A 24,834-nucleotide genomic window follows, 5' to 3' on the forward strand; every position below is an offset into this window, starting at 1 on the left:
TGGTTGTAGCAAGGCCCGACCATTCCTCTTGACATGATATCATGATATGATATCGCGATATCATCATGACACGCATTCTTGCCGATCTGCCTGAAGACGATATCCGCTGGCTCGATGCCCGTGCGGCGGAGCAGGGCAAATCGCGCGCGGCCGTGCTGCGCGATGCGGTGGCGACCTACCGGACGCAGAGCCCCGGCGGTGGCAACAAGGACTGGATCGAGCGCGGCTTCGGCTATTGGAAGGATCGCACCGATATCGGCGACGGGGTGGAATACCAGCAGGCCATCCGCGAGGATCGCCGCCCCTACGACGACATCTGACCCTGGCGTCCGCGGCCTGATGTCCGACCCCTTCTTCGATACCAATATCGTCATCGACTGGCTCAACCGGAAGGCCCCGGCGCGCGCCGAGCTTGCGCGCTACAACCGCCACCGCATCAGCCGCATCGCCTGGACCGAAGTCCTCGCGGGCGAGCCGCTCGAGACCCGCGATCATGTCCGCGAATTAATCGCCCCGTTCGAAATCGTCGAGGTGGACGGGCGTATTGCGCAGGCGGCGGCGGATATCCGGCACCGCACCCGCATGAAGCTGCTCGATGCGCTGATCCTGGCGACCGCGCAGATCAACGGGGCGATCCTGGTAACCCGCAATACCCGCGATTTTCCGGCCGAAATGCCGGGCATCCGCGTCCCCTATACTCTCTAAGAGAAAGCCCAGCCTCCCATGTGCGGAATCATCGGAATTGTCGGCAAGGAACAGGTGGCGGACAGGCTGGTCGATGGCCTGCGCCGCATGGAATACCGCGGCTATGACAGCGCGGGCATCTGCCTCGTGGCGGATGGTCAGCTGGTGCGGCGGCGCGCGGAGGGCAAGCTCAATAACCTCGTGCTCGAACTGGTGCGCCATCCCGCCGAAGGGCTGATCGGCATCGCCCACACCCGCTGGGCCACGCACGGCGCGCCGACCACCAGCAACGCGCACCCGCATGCGACGGAAGAAGTGGCGCTCGTCCACAACGGCATCATCGAAAACTTCAAGCCGCTGCGCGATGCCCTGATCGCACGGGGCCGCACCTTCGAGAGCGAGACCGACACCGAAGTCGTCGCGCATCTCGTGTCCGAACAGGTCGAGGCCGGCCTCAGCCCGCAGGATGCGGTAAAGGCCGTGCTGCCCACGCTGCGCGGCGCGTTTGCGCTAGCCATTGCCTTCCGCCAGCACGACGACATGCTGATCGGCGCGCGGCTCGGCTCGCCGCTGGTGGTGGGCTATGGCGAGGGCGAGACCTACCTCGGCTCGGACGCGCTGGCGCTGGCGCCGCTGACGCAGCGGATCACCTACCTCGAGGAAGGTGATTGGGTGGTGATCACGCGCGAGGGCGCGGCGATCTTCGACGTGAACAACCAGCCCGTCACGCGGCCCATCGTCGCCTCGGGCGCGACGGCGGCGGCGATCGAGAAGGGCGAGTTCCGCCACTTCATGCAGAAGGAAATCTTCGAGCAGCCGACCGTGGTGGCGCAGACCTTGCGCAGCTATCTGCGCCGGATCGACCAGACCGTGGCGCTGCCGCAGATCGATTTCGACCTTTCCAGCATCAGCCGCGTCACCATCGTCGCCTGCGGCACCAGCTTCTATGCGGGCATGGTCGCCAAGTACTGGTTCGAACAGTTCGCGCGCCTGCCCGTCGACATCGATGTGGCGAGCGAGTTCCGCTATCGCGATCCCGTGCTCGAGCCGGGCGGCCTTGCGCTGTTCATCTCGCAGAGCGGCGAGACGGCGGACACGCTGGCCGCGCTGCGCCACTGCAAGGCGGCGGGGCAGACCATCGCGGTCGTCGTCAACGTGCCGACCAGCTCGATGGCGCGCGAGGCGGACCTGCTGCTGCCCACCCACGCCGGGCCGGAAATCGGCGTCGCCTCGACCAAGGCATTTACCTGCCAGCTGGCCGTGCTGGCGGCGCTTGCCGCGCATCTGGCCGTCAAGCGCGGGCGTCTCAATCGCGAGGAAGAGGCCGATATCGTCAACCAGCTGGCCGAGACGCCGGCTGCCTTGAACGCCGCGCTTAGCCATGACGAGGAAATCGCGGCCATGGCGCACCTTATCGCGCCGGCGCGCGACGTGCTCTATCTGGGGCGCGGGCCCGACTATCCGCTGGCGCTGGAAGGCGCGCTGAAGCTGAAGGAAATCAGCTACATCCATGCCGAGGGCTATGCCTCGGGCGAAATGAAGCACGGCCCCATCGCGCTGATCGACGAGGCGGTGCCGGTGATCGTGCTCGCGCCTTCGGGGCCGCTGTTCGAGAAGACCGTCAGCAACATGCAGGAAGTGCGGGCGCGCGGCGGCAAGGTCGTGCTGATCTCGGACGCGGCGGGGATCGAGGAAGCGGGCGAGGGGTGCCTCGCCACCATCGAAATGCCCAAGGTCCACCCGCTGATCGCGCCGCTCGTCTATGCCGTGCCGGTGCAGCTCCTTGCCTATCACGTGGCCGTGGCCAAGGGCACGGACGTGGACCAGCCGCGCAATCTGGCGAAATCGGTGACGGTGGAGTGAGCTTGCCAGATGCGCGAGCCATGCTGGCGCTCAACCTGGCGCATGTGCTGGAGACCTCTTCGCTCGATCTGGCGGGGATGCAGGCGCTGATCGATCAGGCGTTCTACCTCGGCACCTGCGCGGCAGGCGGGTCGGAGGCCTTCCTCCTCGCGGTGGATCAGGACGCGGACTATGCAAGCCCCAACTTCCAGTGGTTCCGCGCGCGCTATCCGCGCTTCGTCTATATCGACCGGGTGATCGTGGCCCCGGCGCAGCGGCAGAAGGGCTGGGGGCGGCGGTTCTACACCGCGCTGTTCGAGGCCGCCGCAGCGGCGAGGCACACCGTGGTTGCCTGCGAGGTCAATGCCGAGCCGCCCAATCCGGCCTCCGAGGCCTTCCACCAGGCGCTGGGCTTTGCCGAAGTGGGCCGCGCGGTGCTCGAAGGGCGCGGGAAGACGGTAACGTATCTGGTGCGGGCCTGCGGGTGATCCCCGCCCGGGGGACGACGGCGCCGGTTCGCTCTTGATCGAACCGGCGCGATCAACCGGCGCCATCCCGGCACCGGCGCTCAACCGCGATCAGCAGCGCTTGCGGCGATTGTTGGCCAGTTCATGCCCGGCGATGCCGCCCACCGCAGCGCCGCCCAGCGTGCCGCCGGCGCCGCCGAAAATCGCCCTGCCCAGCAGACCGCCACCCACCGCGCCGGCCACGGTGCCGGTGGTCTTGTTGAACCGCAGGCAATTGCCATGGTCGCTGCGCGCATCGCGATACTGTGAAGACTGGTGGCTGTGATGGCGATAGTGGCGCGCCTGCGCCTCGGTCGCCAGGCCAGCGCCGGCGATGGTCAGGCAGATGCCTGCCGACAGCATGGATCGTTTCATGGTGATACTCTTTGTGGTGCCCCGGTGATCGGGTGATCCGCGCAAGCGCCCTATGGCGGTCCGCGACGAGGCTCTCATGCGGCAGGCCAGATGAACCTAGCCTTGTTTCGCGCCGCCGATCGGCGAGGGCCCCGAAATGCTGAAAAGCCTTATCCCATCACGGCCTTGCCGATCGAGAGCAGCAGTTCGACCGCGATCAGCGCGATGATGGCGACTTCGAGGCGGACGGCGCGCTTGTCCTGCGCGATATCGAGGAGGACTTCGGTGAAATCGCCCAGCGCGCCGAACTTGCGCTCAAGCACTTCGGCGCGTTCGCCGAGTTCGTATTCGGCCTCGAGCCGGGTGTAGAGCCGGTCAAGATCGGGGTGGTCCCACAGGAGGTCGGGCCGCTCGCCGGCCTGCGCGGTGCCCATCACGCGGTGGCGCGCTGCCAGCACGCCGCCGACCATGCGCATCACTTCGGGGATCGAGAGCCGCGCCTTGCCGTTGATCTGGAGATCGGCGACGAGGGGGACGCTGGTGTCGAACACCTCGGAGACGAGCAATTCGTCACGCGAGAGCATGACCGAATGCGCCAGCACGGTGGCGACGAGGAGCAGGCGTGGCTCCGCCTCGTCGGCGAGGTGGATCACCCCGTCATCGTCGACGCGCTCCTTACCGCCGCCTGTCAGCAGCACGCTGGCGGTTTCGATTTCCTGATGTTCGGCCGGTTCCTGCACATGGGCGCGCAGCGCGATGTCGAGCGCAGGGATGCGTTCCGCCGCGGTGCAGAAGGTGACCGCGACCCCGTAGCGGAAGGCGAACGTGAGGCCGGCGGCGGCGGCCAGTTCGCGCAGCACGATATCGCCGGCGAGCCCGCGCGTATCGATCCGGGTGCCGAGATGGCGGGCGTGGACGATCAGCTTCTCGCCCGGCGGAAGCGCGCCCAGCGCCACCTCGTCGGGCCAGCCCGGCGGTTTGGTGGTGGCAGGCTGGGCGCGGCCCCCGACTTCAGGCATGCAAGGCTTCTTCGCGCAGCGCCGCGATATGCTCCGGCCCGATCCCGCAGCACCCGCCGAGGATCGAGGCTCCTGCACCGTGCCACGCGGCGGCGAAGCGGCCATAGCCTTCGGGCGTCAGGTCTTCGCGGATCGGGCAGAGTGCGGAGTTGGCTTCGGCATCGGCGGCCATGGGCGGGAAGGCATTGGCGTAGACGCCAATGCGGATCGCGCTGCCCGGTCCCAGTTCGGCCCCGGCCGCGCGGACGGCGGCCTCCATCACTTCAGGCTGGCTACAATTGAACAGCAGCGCCGCGGCACCGAGTTCGTGCGCGAGCCGGACCGCTTCGGCCACGCTTTCGCCCGAGCGGAGGGCCGGTTCTGCCGTCGGCTGTTCGTCCTCCAGGGTGAAGGAGAGCCACAGCGGCTTGCCCGTGGGCGCGGTGAGCGCAGCGGCGAGGCGCGCCTCGGCCAGCGAGGACAGGGTTTCGGCAAGCCAGTGATCCACGCTGGGCGCAAGCGCGCCGACGAGGACTTCGAGCACCGGGCGCGCGCGGTCCAGATCGACGAGGTCCGGGCGGTAGGAGCCGCAGACCGGAGGGAGCGAGCCGGCGACGTGGACCGTGCGGCCCGAGGCTGCGTGGGCCGCATCGGCCACTTCGCGCGCGAGGCGGCCCGCAAGCGCGGCCAGCGCGCCGCCCTGATCGGCAAAGCGCGCCTCACCGATATGGAAGGGGACAACGGCGTAGGAATTGGTGGTGATCACGTCGGCCCCAGCCTCGACATAGGCGCGGTGAACGGCGCTGACGAATTGCGGCCCCTCGATCAGGGCAAGCGCCGACCATTCGGGCTGGCGAAAAGGGGCACCGCTGCGAGCGAGTTCGCGGCCGGTGCCGCCATCGAGGATCAGAAGAGGGGCGCTCATGGTCAGTCTTGAACTCGCTTTGCAGGGCTTTTCGCTGCGCTAGCACGGTGCGCGGCGCAGCGTTAGAGGAGCAGATCAACGGCCGCAGGGCAAGCGCGGGAACAACTTGGTAAACAGGTCCTTGATAGGGCCAATTTGGCTATTTTTATCAGTATCTTGTGGGAGTGGAAAATACGTGTTTTCCGGGGCGGAAATTTCCAAGCGCTTACCTTTGCGCAAGGTTTCTTCACTAAGCCGTAGGGTGTGACCCGAACGACTGACCAAAGTTTGCCCGCGCTGCCGCGGGACCTGCCGGCGATGGCTGTGCTGGGCCTCAGTGATTCGGCTGAAGGCGATTGGGTCCGACTGCGCGGCCTGCAATATTCCGGCCTTGCCCGCCTGACCCGGCCGCGGCTCACCGCCCATGGCCTGGCTGCGATACTCGTCGTGCAGGCGCTGTGGGGGGCGGTCCATCTTGCCATTCTGTTCGGCTGGGCCACAGTGCTGGCCGCGGTGCTGGCGTGGGGCGCCAACTTCGACCACACGCTGGAAGATGCCGACCGCCGCCGGATGACGCGGCAGGAAACCTACCGCCACACCACCTGCACGGTGGCAGCGGCGATCGTCTGGGTGCTGCCGATCCTCGTGATGTCGCCGTTTGCCTCGCCCGAGCAACGGCTGCTGGTCTGGACGATCATGGCGATGCTGATGGCCGGCACTGCGCTGGCCTTCGCTGCCGTGCCGCTGGGTGCGGTGCTGTTCAACGCGATCCTCGGCGCGGCGAGTGTCGTGGTGTTCCTGTTTTTCGGCAAAGTGACGGCGGCGGCTGCGGCGGTCACTTTCGTGATCTTCCTGTGGGTCGGCAGCCTTGAGGCCGCACGGATGTTCCTTGCCGGCAAGGTCGCCGAGGCGGGGATGGCGGAAAAGAGCGAGGTCGTCTCGCTGCTGCTGCGCGAGTTCGAGGAGGGCGAGGCGGACTGGCTGTGGCAGACCGACGCAACCCGGCGTGTGCGGGCGGCGTCCCCCCGGTTTGCCTTTGCCCTTGGCGAAGACCCCGAGGATATCGATGGCAAGCCGCTGATCCAGCTGATTGCCGGAACGAGCTGGGAAAATGGCCACTTCCATTCCTCGCTCCATGACCTTGCCGAGCGGCTCAAGCGGCGCGAGAGCTTCTCGAACCTCCTCGTCCACGTGACGCTGCACGGCAACAACCGCTGGTGGGAGCTTTCCGCTTCGCCGCGCTTTGACGACAACGGCAATTTCATCGGCTTCCGCGGCGTGGGTTCGGACGTGACCGAGCAGCGCGAGAGCGCCGACAAGATCGCCTACCTGGCCCGCTACGATACGCTCACCGGCCTGCCCAACCGCCTGATGCTGACCGAGACGCTGGGCGAGGCGATGCGCGAGGCGGATCGCTGGCGGATGCGCTGCGGTTTCATGATGATCGACCTCGATCGGTTCAAGGCGGTCAACGATACGCTGGGGCACCTCGTCGGCGACCAGTTGCTTGCCAAGGTTTCGGGCCGGCTGAAATCGCTGATGAGCGAAAACGAGCTGTGCGGGCGCCTGGGCGGCGACGAGTTCGCCATTGTCGTGCGCGATGCCGGGGACGGCACGCGGATCCGCGAAGTGGCTGCGGCGGTTATCACCGCGCTCTCTCAGCCCTACGAGATTGACCATCACACGCTTTATGTCGGTGCCAGCGTCGGTTCCGCGATCGGGCCGCGCGACGGGGCGACGGTGGAAACGCTGATGCGCAATGCCGACCTCGCACTCTACCGCGCCAAGGACGAAGGCGGCGGGCTGCATTTCGACTACGAGCCGGCGCTGCATGCCCATGCCGAGGAGCGGCGCAAGCTGGAATTCTCGCTGCGCCATGCACTGGAACGCGGCGAGTTCGCACTGGCCTACCAGCCGGTGGTCGATGCGATCACCGAAGCGCCGCTGAGCTTCGAGGCGCTCTTGCGCTGGCATTCGGCGGACCATGGGCCGGTGAGCCCGGCCAAGTTCATCCCGCTCGCGGAGGACACCCGCCTGATCGTGCCGATCGGCGAGTGGGTGCTGCGCACGGCGTGCTTCCAGGCGATGAACTGGCCTGCCCCGATCAAGGTCGCGGTCAACGTTTCAGGCGAGCAACTGCTGGATCCGAGCTTTGCCGAAGTGGTGGTCTCGGCGCTCGCGGCCAGCGGGCTGCCGCCCCACCGGCTCGAGATCGAGGTGACCGAAAGCATCTTCGTGCGCGACGGCACGGCGGCGCAGCAGACGCTGGAGCGGATCATGTCGCTGGGCTGCGGCGTCGCGCTCGACGACTTCGGTACGGGCTATTCCTCGCTGGGGTACCTCAGGAAACTGCGGTTCTCGACGATCAAGGTGGACCGCAGCTTCGTGCAGGGTGCGGCGCGCGATAACCCGGAGAGCCTGGCGATCGTGCGCGCCGTTGTGGCGATGGCCGACAGCCTAGAGATGTCGACCACGGCGGAAGGCGTCGAGACCGAGGAAGAGCTGGCGGTGATCCGTCGCCTCGGCTGCAAGAAGATCCAGGGCTACTACTTCGGCCGACCGATGACCGCGCACGATGCGACGGCGCTGTTCGACACCATCGCGTGGCGGCGCCAGCAGGCCTGAGATCAGGCCGCTACGCCAAGACCCGCCAGCACGCTTTCAAACAGGGCGCGGCCATCGCTGCCGCCGTGGGCGGGCTCGATCATGCGTTCGGGGTGCGGCATCATGCCGAGCACGTTGCCCGCAGCGTTAAGCACACCCGCGATATCGCGCTGCGAGCCGTTGACGGCATCGGCGTAGCGGAAGGCGACGCGGCCTTCGCCCTCGAGGCGGTCCAGCGTCTCGCTATCTGCGAAGTAGTTGCCATCGTGGTGCGCGACGGGGATCGTGATGCGCTGGCCGGCAGAGTAGCGTGCGGTGAACAGCGACTGGTTGTTTTCCACAACGAGCGGCACATCGCGGCAGACGAAGCGGATGCCGGCGTTGCGCATCAGCGCGCCGGGGAGCAGGCCGGCTTCGGTGAGAACCTGGAAGCCGTTGCACACACCGAGCACGGCAGTGCCCCGGCCCGCTTCGGCGACGACCGCCTGCATGATCGGCGAGCGCGCCGCCATGGCGCCCGAGCGCAGATAGTCGCCATAGGAAAAGCCGCCGGGCAGTGCGATGAAATCGAGGCCGGAGGGCAGCTCGGCATCGCCGTGCCACACGCGGTGGACCGTGCCGCCGGTGATCCGTTCGATCGCCACCGCCATGTCACGGTCGCAGTTGGAGCCGGGGAAGGTGATGACGGCGGCGGTGAAAGCCATGGCTTCAGGCGACCTTTTCGATGCGGAAGTTCTCGATCACCTGGTTGGCGAGGAGCTTGCGGCACATGTCTTCAAGCGCGGCATCGGTCGTGCCGTCGGCCACGTCCATCTCGATCAGGCGGCCCGCGCGCACATCGTTGATGCCATCGAAGCCGAGGCCTTCAAGCGCGTGATGAATGGCGCGGCCCTGCGGATCGAGCACCCCGTTCTTGAGGCTGACGTGGACGCGGATCTTCATGCAGGAGGCCTTTCGCGGAGAGGCTGTGAGACTCGGCTGCGCCTATGCCCCGATGCGGCGGCCAGAGCAAGTTCAGGCGCAAGTTGACACAGTTGACACGGTCCAGAGAAGAAATCTCCCGCTGCGGATTTGCGGGGAAAACCGGAAGCGATGGGCCGGAAACGGCAAAGGGTAGCGGATGGCGCTGCACCCGCTACCCCTTCGCAGAAGCGGGCCGTGTAGGACAGGCCCGCATGCTGACACTCTACAGCACGAAGTCCGCGGCGACCGGCGTTGCAAAGTTGAGCAGGTTGATGGTGAAATCGGCTACGCCATCGCCATCGGTGTCGCCGCTGATCGCGGTCACTCCGCTGGCAGTGGTGAAACGCAATTCGCCTGCCACACCGTGGAACAGCTGCTTGTTGATGAAGGTGAAGGCCTGATCGCCGGCCAGCACCGTGTTGGCGTCGATCGCGGAAAGGTCGATCTTGTCCCCCTGCGTGCGGCTGAAATCGGTGATCATATCCTTGATCCCCTGCGCTACGGAGAAGCGGAAGATATCCGCCCCCGTACCGCCGGTCATGGTGTCGTCACCGAGCCCCCCGACCAGGATGTCGAGCCCCGCCCCGCCGCTCAGCGTATCGTTGCCGTTACTGCCGTCCAGCGTGTCGTCCCCGACATCACCGTTCAGCATGTCATTGCCGAAGCTGCCGGTAAGGCTGTCATTGCCATCGCCGCCATCGCCGTTCAGGATGTCGTTGCCGATGTCACCGCTGATGGTGTCGATGCCGTCGCCGCCGCTGATCGTGTCGTCGCCAGCGCCGCTGTTCAGAGTGTCGGCGCCGTCCTTGCCGTGGAGAGTGTCCGCCAGATCGCCGCCTGTGAGTTGGTTGCCGGATGAATCGCCGATCAGCGTGTTGGCCCCCGTCAGTGAGCCCAAAATCCGTTCGAAGCCGGCGTAGACATCGCCCTTGGCAACGCCGCTGTTGGCCCGGCTTCCATCCAGCGCCATGACGATGCCGCTGGTTGCTCTGAAATCCAGCGTATCGATCCCTTCACCGCCGACGGCCGTTTCGATCACCGCACCCGGCACGAAAAGGTCGGCACCGTCGCCCATCGCCACATTGAGCGCAGCGCGGCCGGTTGCGCCGGAATTGTTGAAGACATCCGCGCCCGAACCCATGGTGACAGAGGTATCGATGCGGCCGAGATTGATGAGGGTGTTGTTGCCATCGCCGAGCGCGATGCTGCCGATGCGGCCGCCATCGTTGACCAGAGTGTCGTCGCCAATCCCCCCGGTCACCGTACCTGTAATCCGTGCGGAATTGACCATGCTGTTGAGGCCGTCGCCTAAATCGATGGCGGAGATTGTCCCGGCCTCGTGATCGAACCGGTCATTGCCTTCTCCGCCCAGCACCGTGCCGCGAATGGTGCCGCTGTTGCGGAAGGCATCTTCGTTCGCGCCCAGATCGACATCGCCGGTGATCGTGCTTTCATTGGTGAAGGTGTCGTTCCCGCCGCCGAGCGCCACATCGCCCCGGATGCGGCCAAGATTGAGCACGGTGTCAGCCAGATCGCCGGTCTGGATGGCGAACTGGTCGGTCGTGACGATGAGGCCTTCGTTGGTAATCCGGGCAAGGCCGTTGCCAGTGGTGACGCCGGTTTTGCCGGTGATCGTGCCGAAGTTGCGCAGCGTGAAGATGGGGGCCGGGTCCGGCTCGGCGACGATTGCCGCAAAGCGGATGGCCCCTAGCGAATACGCCGCGAGGGTATGCCGGGGCGGGGCTGGCCGATAGCGCCCTAACGGGCCGGGGCGGGCGCGCCTTCGGGCAGGACGAGCGCGACGACAGCCTGATCGGGGGTGAGATAGCGCCTTGCGAGGGTCTGGAGATCGGCGCCGGTCAGCGCGTCGAGCCGCGTCCGGGCCTTGAGGAAGCGCTCGATGCGATCGGGCTGCGATTGTGCGCGTTCGGCCAGCGCGAGCCAGCCGCCGTTGGTCTTGAGCAGGTTGTCGAGCCGTTCGCGCATGGGGGCGCGGGCGCGGGCGATGACATCGGGATCGACGGGGCGGGCGGCGAGCCCTGCAATGGTGTCCTCGATCGCGGCGCGGGTGGCGGCCACGTCGGCGAGATCGACCGAGGCGGTGACGCTGAAGGTGCCCCAGCCGCGCCAGACCCGGCTAAGCGAGGCCGCGGCGCCGGGGGAATAGGCCTTGCCGAGCGCCTCGCGCACGGTGTCGAGCACTTCGATGCCGACGACTTCCTGAAGGAGTTCGAAGGCGAGGGTGGTCTGCGCGTCGCGGTCGTCGGTGGTGGGCCAGACATAGCGGACCACGGCCTGGTTCGCCTCGCCCTTGTGGCGGATCACGGTGAGGCCGCGCCGGGCGGTGAAGCTGCGCTGGCGGGCGTCCTCATAGGGTCGGAACGCGTCCTCGCGCGGGGGGAGCGCGCCGAGCGTGCGCGCGACCATGGCGATGGCGGCATCGGGATCGACATCGCCGACGATGGTGAGCTCCATCGCCCCGTGCGCGAGGCGATCGCCGATGGCTGCCTTGAGTCCGGCCATGGTGAGTGCCTGATAGGCCTCGGGCGGCTGGATGGTGAAGCGCGGATCGCCCTCGGCAAGAATGCCGGGGAGCGTGTTGGCGAGCGCGGCGGCGGGTGTGGCATCGCGCCGCGCAAAGAAGTTGGTCATCGACTGGTGGTAAATGACGTCGGCAGACGGCCGCCAGCCGGGATCGGTGACCAGCGCGGTGAGCAGCTGGATTTGGATCTCGAGATCGCGGCGCGTGGTGCCCGCGCCCAGCGCGAAAGTGTCCCCCGCAGCGGCGATGGTGGCGCCGACCGAGCGGCCGGCGAGCAAGGTCTGCAGGTCGTCCTGGCTGTGCTTCGCGAGGCCGCCGTTGGGGAGCATGGAGGTCATCTCGGTGCCGAGCGGGTTTTCGCGCGTATCCAGCATCTCGCCGCCATCGATGGCGAGGCGCACGACCACGCGCTCCTTCTCGAGATCGGTGTGCTTGAGATTGAGGCGCACGCCGTTGGCGAAGCGGATCAGGCGGATGCCGAGGTCGGCGCGGGTGGTATCGCTGGCGACCGCGCCCGGGGGGCCGAAATCGGCATAGGCAAACGTGCCGCTGGGCGGGCGCACGGTGATGCGGGTGGGCGCGCGCATCGCCTCGTCCCACGCGGCGCGCAGGGCGGCTTCCCCGCCGGCGGGGGCAGAGCGGCCTTGAAAGCGGATCAGCGGGTTTTCGAGTGCCATGGCATCGGCCCGGAGCGCGGCGAGCACGGCGGCGGGCGTGATGCTGGCGGCGTTGCGGTTGAAACGCTCGAGCACAGAGGCGGGCGTGGTCGGCACCTTTTCATCGCGCAGGAACAGGAGCGCAATGCCGACCAGCGTCTCGTTGCTGCGCGTATCGGCGGAGGCGGCAGCGTTTTCGATGCTGGTGCGGGTGTTGGCGACCTGCTCGGCGATCTCGGCCTCGGTGAAGCCGGACTTCAGCACCTCGCGGTAGACCTGCGCGGCGGCGATGAGGCCCGCGCGCCAGCCCTTGTCTGCGGTATCGACGACGAGATTGGTGGTGCGCCCGATGTGGAACACCGGGCTGGTGCCGAGCCCGGCACCGCGAAACGGCGGCGGGACGATTCGGCTGAGGCGCAGTAGGCGGCGGTTGACCGCGCCGTAGCCGATCTGGCGCAGGAGGCTGATGCGGCGCTGTTCTGCGGTGTCCGGCTCGTCCTTCCAGTCGCCGTGGCGCGAGATGGTGACGCGTTCGGACAAGGCGGGATCGAGGTGGACATGCGCCGTGCCCTGCTGATCGGGGAGGACACGGCCCTGATCCGGGCGCGGCACCGGCGCGCGGGCGGGCCAATCGGCAAAGCGGGCGCGGATCGCGGCTTCGACCGCATCGACATCGAAATCGCCGACGACGATCAGCGTGGTCCGCGCCGGCACATAGTGCTGCGCCCAGAACGCCTTGAGCGCGGCGGCGCTGGCGTTCCTGAGCGAATCCACGGTGCCGATGGGCAGCCGGTCGGGATAATGCGCGGCCGGGTAGAGGAAGGCCATCTGGTCCTTCGCGTTGTCGAGCGAATAGCCCTGCCCGTCGCGCAGTTCGGAGAGGACGACGCCGCGCTCGCGCTCCACGGCGGCGGGATCGAAGGAGAGCTCGCTCGCCGTCTCGCGCATCAGCATCAGCGCGGTATCGAGCAGCGCCGGATCGTTGCGCGGGAGGCTGAGCATGTAGAGCGTGTGTTCGAAGCTGGTCTGCGCGTTGGTATCTGCGCCGAAGGCGAGACCGTCGCGTTCGAGCAGCTTGACCATCTCGCCCTCGGGCACGCGCTTCGAGCCATTGAAGGCCATGTGTTCGACGAAATGGGCAAAGCCGCGCTCCCCATCGCCCTCGTCGAGCGACCCGGCGTCGATCTGGAGCCGCACTTCGCCGGTGCCTTTGGGCGTGGTGTTGCGGCGGACCATGTAGCGCATGCCATTGGGCAGGCTGCCGAAGCGGAAGGCGGGATCGAGCGGCAGATCACTGCGTTCGAACGACCACACCGGATCGGCGGGGGCGGGGGACGGGGCTGCCTTGGCCGCGAGCGGGAGCGGAGAAAGCGCAAACGCGGCGAGCAGGAGCAGGGCGATGCGGGCAAGGGCGCGGGGAATCATCGGCTGCGGTGTTTGGCCGCTGGCGCCTTAATGCGCAATGACACTTGGAGGCCGCCGCACCGCGGCGAAGACCGATACGGTCCTTTTTAACGATTGCCAGATCCGGACCAGATCGTCACACCCAGCTCGGGGGCCTGACCGGCACCGGACACACCGGTGCGCGGCGCGGAGGCACAATGGCAGATTTCAGCGGCACCACTGGCAAGGACACCTTCACCGGCACAGCCGATGGCGACACGATCAGCGGGGGTGCGGGCGCGGATACGCTGAATGGCGGCGCAGGGGACGACTATATCGCTTCGGGTGACCGGGCGCCCAATTTCGGGGTCTATTCCGGGCGCGCGATCTCGATCGATACCACAGCAGAGCGCGACACGCTGATCGGCGGCGACGGCAACGATCACCTCTATGCCGGCTATGGCGACAACGTGGATGGCGGGTCCTACGAAGCCTATGGCAATTACCTCTCGATCAGCTTCATGGGCGCATCATCGGGGGTGACGGTCGATTTCAGTCAGGCGGTGATCAAGGTCGGTGGCGGGACGATCCAGAACATCCAGAACCTGACCTGGGTACAGGGCAGCAATTTCGATGACACGATCAACGCGAACGATCGCTCTACCGGCTATTCCGAATCCAGCACCGTGCTCGGCATGGGCGGCAACGATCACCTGATCGGCGGTTACTACACGCAATCGATCGATGGCGGCGATGGCGACGATGTGATCGACGTCGGTTCTTCCGCCTATTCGCCGGTGCTCCATGGCGGTGCGGGCAACGACACGATCAATGCGGTGATCAACAACGGCGCCAGGGTCTATGGCGATGCCGGCAACGACACGATCCAGGCGACGTCCGAAACCCACGGCGGCACCGGAGATGACAAGATATTCGCCCACGCTTCAAGCTACCGCGGCTTCATGTTCGGCGAAGAGGGCAACGACACGATCACCGCTGTCGAGGGTGGGCCAATGGCCGCCTATGGCGGTGCGGGCCGCGATACGCTGATCGGCGACGCCGGCGATGATACGCTGGCCACCGGCGATGCGCCTGCCGTGATCCAGCAGCCGATCTACGACGATACCGGAAGCGAGAAGGACACCGTTTCGGCGGGCGGCGGCAACGATCTGATCGCGGCGGGCATCGGAGATGATGTCGACGGCGGTGACGGCACCGACACACTGCGGCTTTCGCTGGCGGGCGCGGGCGCGGGCGTGACGCTATCGACCGAGGGTATGCTGACGGCAGGCGCGGCGGTGTTTGGTGGCGGCGTGATCAGGAATGTCGAGGTGCTGCAGTATCTTGGCCTGACCGATTTTGCCGACACGATTGATATTCAGGCAAGCGGCCTCCCGCAGACGCTGGATGCTGGCGGCGGGAATGATGTGATCACCTCCCATGGCCTTGCGCTGACCGTGCTGGGCGGAGCGGGAGATGACCGGCTGAACGGCGGCAACGCGGCCGGGTTCTTCGATGGCGGCGATGGCACGGATACGGCCGACTACGGCACATCCAGCGCCAAGGTCACCGTGCAGATGGTCGATGCCTTTGGCGGCGGCACCATCGGCGGGGTCGGGCAGCTTGCCAATGTCGAGATCGTGAATGGTTCGGCCTTTGGCGACAAGATCACCGGAAATGCCGCAGACAACGTGATCAACGGCGGCGGCGGCAACGACTATCTGGTGGGCGCTGCGGGCAACGACACGCTCTATGGCGGTGCGGGCACGGACCGGCTGGTCGGCGGCGCTGGCGATGACACCTACATCATCGACGACACGCTCGACATCATCGTGGAATCGTCGAGCGGGGGGGCAGACACGGTCCGCGCAGCAGTCGACTGGACGCTGACTTCGGCGATCGAGAACCTCACGCTGACCGGATCTGCAGCGCTGCGCGGCACAGGCAGCGCGCGCGGCAACGTGATCACCGGCAACGACGGGGCGAACGTGCTGCTGGGGCTGGGTGGCAACGATGTGCTGACCGGCGGCAAGGGGCAGGACACGCTCGACGGCGGGGCTGGCGGCGATGTCTATATCGTCGGCGCGGTGGGCGAGGAGACGCAGGCCGAAATCCACGACAGCGGCACCAGCGGCGTCGACGAGATCCGCTTTGCCGCGCAGACGGGCACGTACAAGGCATTTGCCGGGGACATCGGGATCGACCGGATCGTGGCGGGCACCGGCACCGCGCTCTCTGCCGATACGAGCGGCACGGGCGCGGTGGGGATCGATGCTGCGGCGCTGGACCACAAGATCTGGCTGGTCGGCAATGCCGGCGCGAACGCGCTCACCGGCACGGCCTTCGGCGACCAGCTGGACGGCGGCGCGGGGGCGGACACGCTGGCGGGCGGCAAGGGCAGCGATACCTATGTGGTCGACAATGCCGGCGACAAGATCATCGAGAACGCCGGCGAGGGCACCGATACGGTGCTGTCCGCGGTCACCTGGACGCTGGGCACCAATCTCGAGAACCTGACGCTGACCGGCAGCGCCGCGATCAACGCGACGGGCAATGCGGGCGACAACACGATCACCGGCAATGACGGCGATAACGTGCTGGCGGGTGGCGGCGGCACCGATATCCTGATCGGCGGCCTCGGCAACGATACATACCTGATCGACGGGCCCGGCGCGAAGATTGTCGAGGCACCGAACGGCGGCACCGACAAGGTGATCGCCTCGGTCAACGTGACGCTGGGCGCCGACGTGGAGATCGGCGTTCTCAAGGGCGGTGCCGCGCTTGCGATCACCGGCGGCGCGACCGACAACCTCCTGGGCGGCAATTCCGGGAACAACGTCATCGATGGGGGCGACGGAGCCGACAACCTGTTCGGACAAGGCGGCAGCGATACGCTGATCGGCGGGGCGGGCAACGATTTCCTCTACGGCGGCCCCGGCTCCGATACCCTGACCGGCGGAGCGGGCGCGGATCAGTTCGTGATCGGCACCGCGACCTCCGAAGGGCTCGACCGGATCACCGACTTCGTATCGGGCACCGACACGCTGCTTGTGGTGAACCCGTATGTCTCGGGCTATCTGCTGGCGGAGGGCTTCGTCTATGGCACCAGCGCGCGCGATGCCAACGACATTGCCATCTATGACCAGAACAGCGGCAACCTGTGGGTCGATTATGATGGCAATGGCCCGCAGGCGAAGCAGCTGCTGGCGACCTTCTCCCCGGGCACGGCGCTGGCCGCGAGCGACCTCATCCTGATCACCGATATCTCGTTCAACCAGCAGATCTACGGGCTGGAAACAGCGCTGATGATCTGACGCGGGGCTTGGCAGCGCGGCGGCTGCTGATAAGCTCCTCCTTTCGATTGGGAGGGGCATGATCATGACACTGCGCGCGGGGCTGCTGCTGGGACTTCTGCTGGCGAGTGCCGGGACGGCGATCGCCGCGCCCGCCAAGGGACCGGTCTATGACGAGCGGCCGGCCGCCATCGTGCAGCCGGTGGCAGCGCGCGACTACGAACGGCGCGCGGTCGATATCCCGATGCGCGACGGGGTGAAACTGCACACCGTGATCATGATCCCAAAGGGCGCGAATGGGGCCGCCCAGAAGCCTGCCATGCTGCTGACGCGCACGCCCTACAACGCCGAGGAAATGACCAGCCAGCACGGCTCGCCGATCATGGCGGTGGCGCTCGATGGCTATGACCATGCACCCGACGTGGTGACCGCGGGCGGCTATATCCGCGTGGTGCAGGACGTGCGGGGCAAGCACGGCTCCGAGGGCACCTATGTGATGAACCGGCCCTTCGTGGGCACGTCCCTGAACCCGACGAAGACCGACCACGCGACGGACACCTATGACACCATCGACTGGCTGGTGAAGAACGTGCCCGAAAGCAATGGGCGCGTGGGCATCATCGGCATCAGCTATGACGGCTTTACCGCGCTCGCCGCGCTGGTGAACCCGCATCCGGCGCTGAAGGTGGCGGTGCCGATGAACCCGATGGTCGATGGCTGGCGCGGGGACGACTGGTTCCACAACGGCGCATTCCGCCAGATCGGCATCAGCTACATCTGGGAGCAGGTGGCGACGCGGGGCAATGAGAACAAGTATGAGGTCGCCGAGGCCGACGCCTATGCCCACTACATGAAGTATGGCTCGGCCGGAGCCCTGGCAACCGCGCAAGGCCTCGACCAGATCGGGTTCTGGCAAAAGCTGAAGGCGCACCAGGCCTGGGATGGCTTCTGGCAGGAACAGGCGATGGACAAGGTGCTGGCCAAGGCGCCGCTCAAGGTGCCGACGCTGCTCGTCCACTCGCTGTGGGATCAGGAAGATATCTACGGCGCGCCGGCGGTGTGGAAGGCGTTGAAGCCGCAGGACAAGAATGGCCTGCTGCATCTGTCGATCGGGCCGTGGTATCACGGGCAGGCCATCGAGAAGGCCGATACGCTGGGCGCGCTCGAGTTGGATCAGGACACCGGCAAGTGGTGGCGGATGAACGTGCTCGCGCCGTTCCTGGCGCACTATCTCTATGACAAGCCGATGGATGTGCCGACCGTGACCGCGTTCCAGAGCGGCACCAACCAGTGGCAGAAGCTGGGCGGCTGGCCTGCTGCGAAGGCCGAAAAGAAGCTCTACCTGCTGCCGGGCGAGGGGCTGGGCTTCGCGCCCGCAGCCGCGGCGGGGACGGTGGACTACGTCTCCGATCCGGCCAAGCCCGTCACCTACTATCCCCGGCCGAACCAGCAGGAGGGCTATGACGGCAATCCCTGGCCGACCTGGCTGGTGGGCGACCAGCGCGCGGTTTCAGGGCGGCCCGATGTGCTGGCCTTTGTCGGCCCGGTGCTGGACAAGGCGGTGACGATCGCGGGCGCGCCGGTGGTGCACCTCACCGCCTCGACGAGTGGGACGGACAGCGACTGGGTGGTGAAGCTAATCGACGTCTACCCCGATGCCGTGGCGGGCGACCGCGCGATGGGCGGCTACCAGCTGGCCATCGGCATGGACATCTTCCGCGGCCGCTTCCGCGAGACGCTGGCCGAGGCGCGGCCTTTGAAGGCGGGTGCGCCGCTGGGCTATGTGTTCGAGCTGCCGCAGGCGAACCACGTGTTCCTGCCCGGGCACCGGATCATGGTGCAGGTGCAATCCAGCTGGTTCCCGCTCTACGACCGCAACCCGCAGACCTTCGTGCCGTCTATTCTGGACGCCAAGCCGGGAGATTACGTGAAGGCCACGCAGAAGGTGAGCGTTGGCGGGGCTGATGGGAGTTATATTGCGCTGCCGGTGGTGGAGTGAGGGGTGTTTGGGGATTTAGTGAAGTGTCGCCATAATTCAGTGTTGCGCGTCAGTTTGGCACCGCCAACGCTCCTCCAAAGGTGAAGCAGTGCGTCAACTATTTGACTGGAATAACATGTCGATCATCCGTCTCGTTCTCGGCACCTTGCTTGCCTTGACGACATACTCAAGTTGCGAAGCTGCACCGGCCAAGAAGCGACAGACAGCACCAGCAGCCAAGAAGCCTACAAATGGCGAGCTCCTTGCTAACCAGTTGATTCGCAACAGCTATCAGATCGGGGAGGATCTGGGTGCGACCTGTCGCCGCACCAAGTTTGCGTACCTTGCCACCGTCTTAGATCTCAATGCTGGGCTGCTGACGAGCCAGAAGGGTGAATTCGAAACCGATCAGCAGTATCAGGAAAGATCTGCAAAGCTCGCCGGGGTGATGGCAGGCGACAGTATCGCTATCTGTGAACCACTAAATGACAATCCGGATATCGAGTTTCGGTACGACACCGAGAACCAGCGCTTCTCCGGATCATTCTCAGCTTCGCACAACGTCTGGCGGGACTCCAAGTCTCTCGGAAGCTACAAGTCGCGCACCCGCATGGGCATCCCGATGACGGTGAAGGCATCGGTCGAATGGGAATATGATGTCAGCCTAACAATCGATGATACGATCCCCGGCTGCCTTTCCACGAAGTATGGGTCGAGCAGCTTTAGCGTCCCGGCAACGCTCGAAAAGGCGCCTCTGATCAAGTACGGTGGCAGGATCGCTTACATCGCACGTTTGGCCCCGCCCTACGTAAAGACGTCGGAAACACCTGGAGAGCCGAGCCTCGACAATCCCTATGACGTCTACACGAAGACCACCACGGTCTACGCGAGGCTCGAGGCGATAGCCATCGTCGACAATACAGGAGCCACGGTGTGGAAGTGCGAGGTTGGGCGGCTCGTGCCGAACCAGGCCCCCACACCGATCGGTGATCCGGACCGTTGGGTGACGGTTATCGACTATCCGATCGAAGGGTACCGGCTCAGGCTGAATGGGCGAGTCAAGGCCATCTTGAACCTAGACACGAACGGCATGCCGCAAAGCTGCACTGTTACCGGCTCAAGCGGTAGTACAGTCCTCGACAACGCGACCTGCAAGGCGTGGATGAAGAACGCGAAGTTCGTGCCGGCGGGCGATAGTGACGGAAAACCAACCGCTGGACAGGCGGAGGTGGTCAAGCTCTGGCCTTGAAGCTTACTTCTTGCCGCGCAGTTTGCGGTGGGCGCCGAGGTCGAAGACTTCGCTGGGGCCGCCGTCGTTTTCGAGCAGGCCGAGGCGGCGGGCGACTTCCTGGTAGGCTTCTTCCTCACCGCCGAGATCGCGGCGGAAGCGGTCCTTGTCGAGCTTTTCGCCGGTGACCATGTCCCACAGGCGGCAGCCGTCGGGGCTGATCTCGTCCGCGAGGATCACGCGGCTGTAGTCGCCGTCCCAGATGCGTCCGAACTCGAGCTTGAAATCGACGAGGCGGATGTTGATCGCGGCGAACAGGCCGACGAGGAAATCGTTCACGCGGATCGCCATGCTGGAGATGTCCTGCATCTCCTCGTTGCTCGCCCAGCCGAAGCAGGCGATATGCTCTTCGGCGATCATCGGATCGCCCAGCGCATCGTCCTTGTAGTAGTATTCGATCAGGGTGTGGGGCAGCGGCTCGCCCTCTTCGATGCCGAGGCGCTTGCTGATCGAGCCGGCGGCCACGTTGCGCACGACGACTTCGATCGGGATGATCTCGACCTGCCGGACCAGCTGCTCGCGCATGTTGAGGCGGCGGATGAAGTGCGTGGGGATGCCGATGTGCGCGAGGCGGGTGAACACATACTCGCTGATGCGGTTGTTGATCACGCCCTTGCCGTTGATCGTGCCGCGCTTCTGCGCGTTGAAGGCGGTCGCGTCGTCCTTGAAATACTGGATGATCGTGCCGGGCTCGGGACCTTCGTAGAGGATCTTGGCCTTGCCTTCGTAGATCTGGCGGCGACGGGACATGGGCGATTCTTTCACTGGCGCTGGACCGAAGATAGGCGGTGCGCGGCAAATCAAAAGCCCCGGCGGCGCGGGTATTCCACACGAAGCGTGAAAAACCTGCACTGGGCCGGGGCAACGGCACGGCCCATAGGACAAAATGCGCGCTTGCGCAAATGGCCAGGTCTCGGGACTTTTGTTCTGGAAAATCGAACAAAATGCACGAGTTTATCCGGCTGATCCGGAAGGTCGGCGCGCAGTAAAGGCATTCCGGACAGACCGGAGAGCGCGATTCGGCGTCCTTCCGCGCAACAAGGGAATGACAGTTATGGCAAAGGTTCTGGTGCTTTATCATTCGGCTTATGGCCATGTCGAAACGATGGCCAATGCCATCGCCGAGGGCGCGCGCGGGGCGGGCGCCGAAGTGGACGTGAAGCGTGTGCCCGAGACGGTGCCCGAGGACGTCGCCAAGGCCCATCATTTCAAGCTCGATCAGGCGGCGCCGGTTGCAACGGTGGCGGAGCTGGAGCACTACGACGCGATCGTGGTCGGCACCGGCACGCGCTTTGGCCGGATTTCCAGCCAGATGGCCGCGTTTCTCGATCAGGCGGGCGGTCTGTGGGCGCGCGGCGCGCTGAACGGCAAGGTCGGCGCGGCGTTCGTTTCGACCGCGACGCAGCACGGCGGGCAGGAGACGACGCTGTTTTCGGTAATCACCAATCTGCTGCACTTCGGCATGACTATCGTCGGCCTCGATTATGGGCATCAGGGCCAGATGCGGCATGACGAGGTTGTCGGCGGTGCGCCTTACGGGGCGACGACGGTGGCGGGCGGCGACGGCAGCCGAAGCCCGAGCGAAACCGAACTCGAAGGCGCGCGCTATCTTGGTGCGCGCGTGGCCACGACGGCGGCGAAGCTGTTCGCCTGATTACCCCTCCGTCAGCGTTGCGGGCTGCCAAACTCCTCATTTGGGCTTTGCAAAGATGGGGAGGACCGGCGGGCGTTTTGCGTTTTTGTAATGTGGTGCATTACCGCCAGCCTCGCTAGATACCCAGCGCTGAAGGAGAACGCCCCCCATGACATCTTTGACGCGCCGTGCCGACACCATTGCCCTGCTGACCCGCTACTATGCCGCCTTCAATGCGGGCGACTGGCAGGGGATGCTCGATTGCCTGGCCGACGATGTCGCGCACGATGTGAACCAGGGCGAGCGGGTGATCGGCAAGGACAAGTTTGCCGCGTTCCTCGGTCATATGGAGCGCTGCTACAAGGAAGAGCTCAAGGACATCGTGCTGATGGCGAACGACGACGGCAGCCGTGCGGCTGCGGAGTTCGTGGTCCACGGCGCCTACCTTGCGACCGACGAGGGGCTGCCCGAGGCCGATGGCCAGACTTATGTGCTGCCGGCGGGCGCGTTCATTGCGGTGGACGGCGGGAAGATCACGCGGCTGACGATGTATTACAATCTCGCCGACTGGACTGCCCAGGTGGTCGGTTGAGGTTTGGGGGATGAGCGTCACCGTCCGTCCGCTGACCGGCGCGGAAATCGGCGCGGCGCTGGGGGATCTGGCCAAGCTGCGGATCACGGTCTTTGCGGCGTACCCCTATCTCTACGACGGTGATGCGGCCTACGAGGCCGCGTACCTGACCGAATATGCAGCGGCAACGGACGCGGTGCTGGTTGCGGCATTTGATGGCGACCGGATCGTGGGGGCGGCGACGGCGGCGCCGATGATCCACCAGAAGGCCGAGTTCCGCGAGCCCTTTGCGGCGCGGGGGCTCGACGTGGAGCGATTGTTCTACTTTGGCGAAAGCGTCCTGATGCCGGCGTATCGCGGGAAGGGGATCGGCCATGCGTTTTTCGATCACCGCGAGGCGCAGGCAAGGGCGTGTGGGGCAAATGCGGCGTGTTTTGCGGCGGTGATCCGGCCTGAGAACCACCCGGCGAAGCCCGCGGGCTATGTGCCGCACGATGCGTTCTGGACGAAGCGCGGTTATGCCGTGGTGCCGGGGCTGGTGACGAACCTTGCGTGGAAGGAGCATGGCGAGGAGGGCGAGAGTCTGAAAGCCATGCAGTATTGGCTGAGGAGCTGGTGATGACCCGCTACACTATTGCCGCCGCGCAATATCCGATCGAGCAACTGGCCGATTGGAATGCCTATGAGGCCAAGCTGACGCGCTGGGTGGCGGGGGCGGCCGAGAGCGGCGCGGCGCTGGCGGTGTTTCCCGAGTATGGCGCAATGGAGCTGGCGAGCCTCGAGCCCGCGACGATGGGTGATCTGGCGGGTTCGCTGGCGAGCGTGGCGGGGCTGATCGGGCGCGTCGACGCGCTCCATGCCGCGCTTTCCGCGCGCTTTGGCCTGCACATTCTGGCAGCAAGCCTGCCCCGGCGCGATGTGGATGGGCGCTATCGCAATGCGGCGCGACTGTTTGCGCCAAATGGCAAGGTGGGCACGCAGGACAAGCTGGTGATGACGCGCTTCGAGCGCGAGCAGTGGTTCGTTTCGGCTGGAGTGGACGGCCTTGCGCTGTTCGAGACCGTGCTGGGCCGGATCGCGGTGCTGATCTGCTATGACAGCGAGTTTCCGCTGCTGGCGCGCGCGGCGGTGGAGGCCGGGGCCGAAGTGCTGCTGGTGCCGAGCTGCACGGACAGCCTTCATGGCTACTGGCGGGTACGGCTGGGCGCGCAGGCGCGGGCGCTCGAAGGGCAGTGCTATGCGGTGCAATCGCCGACGGTGGGGATCGCCGACTGGTCACCCGCGGTCGATGTGAACCGGGGTGCGGCGGGGGTCTATGGGCCGCCGGATCGCGGGATGCCCGAGGACGGCGTCATCGCACTGGGGGCCGAGGGCGAAAACCAGTGGGTCTTTGCCGAGATCGATCTGGCGCGGGTGGCGGACTTGCGGGCCGATGGCGGCGTGCTGAATGCGCGGGACTGGCGCGATCAGCCCGGCGCGGGCCCACTGCCGCCGCTGAGGGTGGTATCGCTGCTATAATGGGCGTAACATAACGGCTGGATTTCACAGGGAGTTTCGCCATGGTGATCCGCCTCGCTCTGCCGCCCATGCTGGTTCTGGGGATGGTGATGACCGCTGTGCCGCTTGCCGCCAAGCCGCTTGTTTTCGCGCATCGCGGGGCTTCGGCTTGGCTGCCTGAGGAGACGCTGCCGGCCTACGAGAAGGCGATCGCGGACGGCGCGGACTTCATCGAACCCGATCTGGTGCCGACGAAGGACGGCGTGCTGGTGGCGCGGCATGAAAGCAACATCACCGAGACGACCGATGTGGCGGCGCATCCGGAATTTGCCGCGCGGCGGGCGGTGAAGGTGATCGACGGGCAGCGGCAGGAGGGCTGGTTTACCGAGGACTTCATGCTCGCGGAATTGAAGACGCTGCGCGCGAAGGAGCGCCTGGGCGCGCTGCGGCCGGAGAGCATGGCGCATGATGGCGCGTTCGAGGTGGCGACATTCGAAGAGATCGTGGCGCTGGCGGCCCGGCATGGAAAGCGCGTCGGGCTGATCCCGGAGCTGAAGCATCCGACGTATTTTGCGGGGCTCGGGTTTGATACGCCGGGCAAGCTGGTTGCAGCGATCAAGGCTTCGAATACCCTCAGGCGCGCGCCGGTGATCGTGCAGTGTTTCGAAGTTGCGACCCTCAAGCGGTTGCACCGGGAACTGGCGGGTCGGCGCAATGTGGCGCTGTTCCAGTTGATCCAGTCGCCAGAGGTGAAGCAGCCCGCCGATATCATCGCGGCCGGGGGCACGCTGACGTTCGACGAGATGGTGACGCCAAGGGGCCTGGCCGAGATCGCGACGTATGCGCAGTGGATCGGCCCGCCACTGCGGCGGGTGATCCCGCTCGACGGCGCAGGCAATGCTGGCGCGCCGAGCATGCTGATCGCGGACGCGCACAAGACCGGTCTCAAGGTGGGGGTGTTCACCTTCCGGCCGGAAAACCAGTTTCTGCCCGGGAACCTGCAGAACGGTGGTCCGGGCGAGCGTTGGCCGCACGGGATGATGGCGGATGTGCGCACGTTCGTGGCGGCCGGGGTAGACGGGTTCTTCACCGACGATCCGGCCTTGGCGCGCGCGGCGCTGGACGAGCGGGGGTGACG

Annotated in this window: 22 protein-coding genes; 14 read left to right on the top strand and 8 right to left on the bottom strand. The window is 66.0% G+C overall.

Annotation, left to right across the window (positions count from 1 at the left end):
• Window positions 1-65: 65 nt before the first annotated feature.
• The 4 genes from AQZ52_RS14750 to AQZ52_RS14765 are packed head-to-tail and all read left to right on the top strand — an operon-like array spanning window position 66 to window position 3,014.
• Window positions 66-320, top strand: coding sequence for a ribbon-helix-helix domain-containing protein (locus AQZ52_RS14750; RefSeq protein ID WP_067912613.1), 255 nt, complete (start codon window positions 66-68; stop codon window positions 318-320).
• Between the two features lie 19 nt (window positions 321-339).
• On the top strand, window positions 340-705 hold the full coding sequence (locus tag AQZ52_RS14755; RefSeq protein WP_067912616.1) for a type II toxin-antitoxin system VapC family toxin: 366 nt from the start codon (window positions 340-342) through the stop codon (window positions 703-705).
• Window positions 706-723: 18 nt separating this feature from the next.
• A complete protein-coding gene (gene glmS, locus AQZ52_RS14760) occupies window positions 724-2,547 on the top strand; it encodes a glutamine--fructose-6-phosphate transaminase (isomerizing) (protein WP_067912619.1) in 1,824 nt (607 codons plus the stop codon).
• Window positions 2,548-2,567: 20 nt separating this feature from the next.
• Window positions 2,568-3,014: a GNAT family N-acetyltransferase gene (locus AQZ52_RS14765; RefSeq protein ID WP_067912622.1), complete on the top strand. Its 447-nt coding sequence runs from the start codon at window positions 2,568-2,570 to the stop codon at window positions 3,012-3,014.
• A 90-nt stretch (window positions 3,015-3,104) separates the two neighbouring features.
• Here AQZ52_RS14765 and AQZ52_RS14770 read toward each other — a convergent pair whose 3' ends face one another.
• The 3 genes from AQZ52_RS14770 to AQZ52_RS14780 form a co-directional block, all read right to left on the bottom strand.
• Window positions 3,105-3,407, bottom strand: coding sequence for a glycine zipper 2TM domain-containing protein (locus AQZ52_RS14770; protein WP_156424972.1), 303 nt, complete (start codon window positions 3,405-3,407; stop codon window positions 3,105-3,107).
• 149 nt (window positions 3,408-3,556) lie between these two features.
• Window positions 3,557-4,405 (bottom strand): RMD1 family protein, encoded by an 849-nt coding sequence (locus tag AQZ52_RS14775; RefSeq protein ID WP_082698079.1) that lies wholly within the window; start codon window positions 4,403-4,405, stop codon window positions 3,557-3,559.
• Complete coding sequence (locus AQZ52_RS14780; protein ID WP_067912627.1) at window positions 4,398-5,309, bottom strand: homocysteine S-methyltransferase family protein; 912 nt, start codon at window positions 5,307-5,309, stop codon at window positions 4,398-4,400. Before AQZ52_RS14780 ends, AQZ52_RS14775 begins: the two co-directional genes overlap by 8 nt.
• A 297-nt stretch (window positions 5,310-5,606) precedes the next feature.
• Between AQZ52_RS14780 and AQZ52_RS14785 the strand changes: the two genes are divergently transcribed.
• Window positions 5,607-7,913: a putative bifunctional diguanylate cyclase/phosphodiesterase gene (locus AQZ52_RS14785; RefSeq protein WP_067912630.1), complete on the top strand. Its 2,307-nt coding sequence runs from the start codon at window positions 5,607-5,609 to the stop codon at window positions 7,911-7,913.
• Window positions 7,914-7,915: 2 nt separating this feature from the next.
• Here AQZ52_RS14785 and purQ read toward each other — a convergent pair whose 3' ends face one another.
• The 3 genes from purQ to AQZ52_RS14800 all read right to left on the bottom strand — a co-directional run bounded on the left by purQ (window position 7,916) and on the right by AQZ52_RS14800 (window position 10,146).
• On the bottom strand, window positions 7,916-8,596 hold the full coding sequence (purQ, locus tag AQZ52_RS14790; protein ID WP_067912633.1) for a phosphoribosylformylglycinamidine synthase subunit PurQ: 681 nt from the start codon (window positions 8,594-8,596) through the stop codon (window positions 7,916-7,918).
• A gap of 4 nt (window positions 8,597-8,600) precedes the next feature.
• Window positions 8,601-8,834 carry a phosphoribosylformylglycinamidine synthase subunit PurS gene (gene purS / locus AQZ52_RS14795; RefSeq protein ID WP_067912635.1) on the bottom strand — a complete coding sequence of 78 codons (234 nt, stop codon included), beginning with the start codon at window positions 8,832-8,834 and terminating at the stop codon, window positions 8,601-8,603.
• A gap of 244 nt (window positions 8,835-9,078) precedes the next feature.
• On the bottom strand, window positions 9,079-10,146 hold the full coding sequence (locus AQZ52_RS14800) for a calcium-binding protein (protein ID WP_156424974.1): 1,068 nt from the start codon (window positions 10,144-10,146) through the stop codon (window positions 9,079-9,081).
• Between the two features lie 48 nt (window positions 10,147-10,194).
• On the opposite strand from AQZ52_RS14800, the gene AQZ52_RS18610 reads away from it, so the two are divergent.
• Window positions 10,195-10,566 carry a hypothetical protein gene (locus tag AQZ52_RS18610; RefSeq protein ID WP_156424975.1) on the top strand — a complete coding sequence of 124 codons (372 nt, stop codon included), beginning with the start codon at window positions 10,195-10,197 and terminating at the stop codon, window positions 10,564-10,566.
• A gap of 47 nt (window positions 10,567-10,613) precedes the next feature.
• Here the strand turns inward: AQZ52_RS18610 and AQZ52_RS14805 are convergent, their stop codons facing one another.
• Window positions 10,614-13,478 carry a M16 family metallopeptidase gene (locus AQZ52_RS14805; protein WP_067912640.1) on the bottom strand — a complete coding sequence of 955 codons (2,865 nt, stop codon included), beginning with the start codon at window positions 13,476-13,478 and terminating at the stop codon, window positions 10,614-10,616.
• A gap of 176 nt (window positions 13,479-13,654) precedes the next feature.
• On the opposite strand from AQZ52_RS14805, the gene AQZ52_RS14810 reads away from it, so the two are divergent.
• From AQZ52_RS14810 to AQZ52_RS14820, 3 genes are all read left to right on the top strand, one after another.
• A complete protein-coding gene (locus AQZ52_RS14810; RefSeq protein ID WP_067912643.1) occupies window positions 13,655-16,750 on the top strand; it encodes a beta strand repeat-containing protein in 3,096 nt (1,031 codons plus the stop codon).
• Window positions 16,751-16,808: 58 nt separating this feature from the next.
• Complete coding sequence (locus AQZ52_RS14815) at window positions 16,809-18,728, top strand: CocE/NonD family hydrolase (RefSeq protein WP_067912647.1); 1,920 nt, start codon at window positions 16,809-16,811, stop codon at window positions 18,726-18,728.
• Window positions 18,729-18,843: 115 nt separating this feature from the next.
• Window positions 18,844-19,956, top strand: a complete 1,113-nt coding sequence (locus AQZ52_RS14820) for an energy transducer TonB (protein ID WP_067912650.1) — start codon at window positions 18,844-18,846, stop codon at window positions 19,954-19,956.
• 3 nt (window positions 19,957-19,959) lie between these two features.
• Here the strand turns inward: AQZ52_RS14820 and purC are convergent, their stop codons facing one another.
• Entirely contained in the window at window positions 19,960-20,745 is a 786-nt protein-coding gene (purC, locus tag AQZ52_RS14825; protein ID WP_067912652.1) for a phosphoribosylaminoimidazolesuccinocarboxamide synthase, read from the bottom strand.
• Window positions 20,746-21,049: 304 nt separating this feature from the next.
• Between purC and wrbA the strand changes: the two genes are divergently transcribed.
• The 5 genes from wrbA (at window position 21,050) to AQZ52_RS14850 (ending at window position 24,832) form a co-directional block, all read left to right on the top strand.
• The gene (gene wrbA, locus AQZ52_RS14830; RefSeq protein WP_067912655.1) at window positions 21,050-21,649 is read left to right on the top strand and encodes an NAD(P)H:quinone oxidoreductase; all 600 of its coding nucleotides are present in this window, start codon (window positions 21,050-21,052) and stop codon (window positions 21,647-21,649) included.
• A 148-nt stretch (window positions 21,650-21,797) separates the two neighbouring features.
• Window positions 21,798-22,220, top strand: a complete 423-nt coding sequence (locus AQZ52_RS14835; protein ID WP_067912657.1) for a ketosteroid isomerase-related protein — start codon at window positions 21,798-21,800, stop codon at window positions 22,218-22,220.
• A 10-nt stretch (window positions 22,221-22,230) separates the two neighbouring features.
• Complete coding sequence (locus AQZ52_RS14840; protein ID WP_067912660.1) at window positions 22,231-22,818, top strand: GNAT family N-acetyltransferase; 588 nt, start codon at window positions 22,231-22,233, stop codon at window positions 22,816-22,818.
• Window positions 22,818-23,717 (top strand): carbon-nitrogen hydrolase family protein, encoded by a 900-nt coding sequence (locus AQZ52_RS14845; RefSeq protein ID WP_067912663.1) that lies wholly within the window; start codon window positions 22,818-22,820, stop codon window positions 23,715-23,717. The genes AQZ52_RS14840 and AQZ52_RS14845 overlap by 1 nt, the downstream gene beginning before the upstream one ends.
• A gap of 41 nt (window positions 23,718-23,758) precedes the next feature.
• Window positions 23,759-24,832, top strand: a complete 1,074-nt coding sequence (locus AQZ52_RS14850) for a glycerophosphodiester phosphodiesterase family protein (protein ID WP_067912668.1) — start codon at window positions 23,759-23,761, stop codon at window positions 24,830-24,832.
• Window positions 24,833-24,834 lie beyond the last annotated feature (2 nt).

The sequence above is a fragment of the Novosphingobium fuchskuhlense genome, assembly GCF_001519075.1.
GTDB classification, from domain to species: Bacteria; Pseudomonadota; Alphaproteobacteria; order Sphingomonadales; family Sphingomonadaceae; genus Novosphingobium; species Novosphingobium fuchskuhlense.

Excerpts from the sequence above, each read along its gene's own strand:
- AQZ52_RS14755 (WP_067912616.1), top strand. The coding sequence starts at position 340 with ATGTCCGACCCCTTCTTCGATACCAATATCGTCATCGACTGGCTCAAC.
- wrbA (WP_067912655.1), top strand. The coding sequence starts at position 21,050 with ATGGCAAAGGTTCTGGTGCTTTATCATTCGGCTTATGGCCATGTCGAA.
- AQZ52_RS14770 (WP_156424972.1), bottom strand. The coding sequence starts at position 3,407 with ATGAAACGATCCATGCTGTCGGCAGGCATCTGCCTGACCATCGCCGGC.
- AQZ52_RS14775 (WP_082698079.1), bottom strand. The coding sequence starts at position 4,405 with ATGCCTGAAGTCGGGGGCCGCGCCCAGCCTGCCACCACCAAACCGCCG.
- AQZ52_RS14800 (WP_156424974.1), bottom strand. The coding sequence starts at position 10,146 with ATGGTCAATTCCGCACGGATTACAGGTACGGTGACCGGGGGGATTGGC.
- AQZ52_RS14845 (WP_067912663.1), top strand. The coding sequence starts at position 22,818 with ATGACCCGCTACACTATTGCCGCCGCGCAATATCCGATCGAGCAACTG.
- AQZ52_RS14805 (WP_067912640.1), bottom strand. The coding sequence starts at position 13,478 with ATGATTCCCCGCGCCCTTGCCCGCATCGCCCTGCTCCTGCTCGCCGCG.
- AQZ52_RS14780 (WP_067912627.1), bottom strand. The coding sequence starts at position 5,309 with ATGAGCGCCCCTCTTCTGATCCTCGATGGCGGCACCGGCCGCGAACTC.
- purQ (WP_067912633.1), bottom strand. The coding sequence starts at position 8,596 with ATGGCTTTCACCGCCGCCGTCATCACCTTCCCCGGCTCCAACTGCGAC.
- AQZ52_RS14765 (WP_067912622.1), top strand. The coding sequence starts at position 2,568 with ATGCTGGCGCTCAACCTGGCGCATGTGCTGGAGACCTCTTCGCTCGAT.
- AQZ52_RS14815 (WP_067912647.1), top strand. The coding sequence starts at position 16,809 with ATGATCATGACACTGCGCGCGGGGCTGCTGCTGGGACTTCTGCTGGCG.
- purS (WP_067912635.1), bottom strand. The coding sequence starts at position 8,834 with ATGAAGATCCGCGTCCACGTCAGCCTCAAGAACGGGGTGCTCGATCCG.
- AQZ52_RS14750 (WP_067912613.1), top strand. The coding sequence starts at position 66 with ATGACACGCATTCTTGCCGATCTGCCTGAAGACGATATCCGCTGGCTC.
- AQZ52_RS14840 (WP_067912660.1), top strand. The coding sequence starts at position 22,231 with ATGAGCGTCACCGTCCGTCCGCTGACCGGCGCGGAAATCGGCGCGGCG.
- AQZ52_RS14820 (WP_067912650.1), top strand. The coding sequence starts at position 18,844 with ATGTCGATCATCCGTCTCGTTCTCGGCACCTTGCTTGCCTTGACGACA.
- AQZ52_RS14850 (WP_067912668.1), top strand. The coding sequence starts at position 23,759 with ATGGTGATCCGCCTCGCTCTGCCGCCCATGCTGGTTCTGGGGATGGTG.
- AQZ52_RS14835 (WP_067912657.1), top strand. The coding sequence starts at position 21,798 with ATGACATCTTTGACGCGCCGTGCCGACACCATTGCCCTGCTGACCCGC.
- AQZ52_RS14810 (WP_067912643.1), top strand. The coding sequence starts at position 13,655 with ATGGCAGATTTCAGCGGCACCACTGGCAAGGACACCTTCACCGGCACA.
- glmS (WP_067912619.1), top strand. The coding sequence starts at position 724 with ATGTGCGGAATCATCGGAATTGTCGGCAAGGAACAGGTGGCGGACAGG.
- AQZ52_RS14785 (WP_067912630.1), top strand. The coding sequence starts at position 5,607 with ATGGCTGTGCTGGGCCTCAGTGATTCGGCTGAAGGCGATTGGGTCCGA.
- purC (WP_067912652.1), bottom strand. The coding sequence starts at position 20,745 with ATGTCCCGTCGCCGCCAGATCTACGAAGGCAAGGCCAAGATCCTCTAC.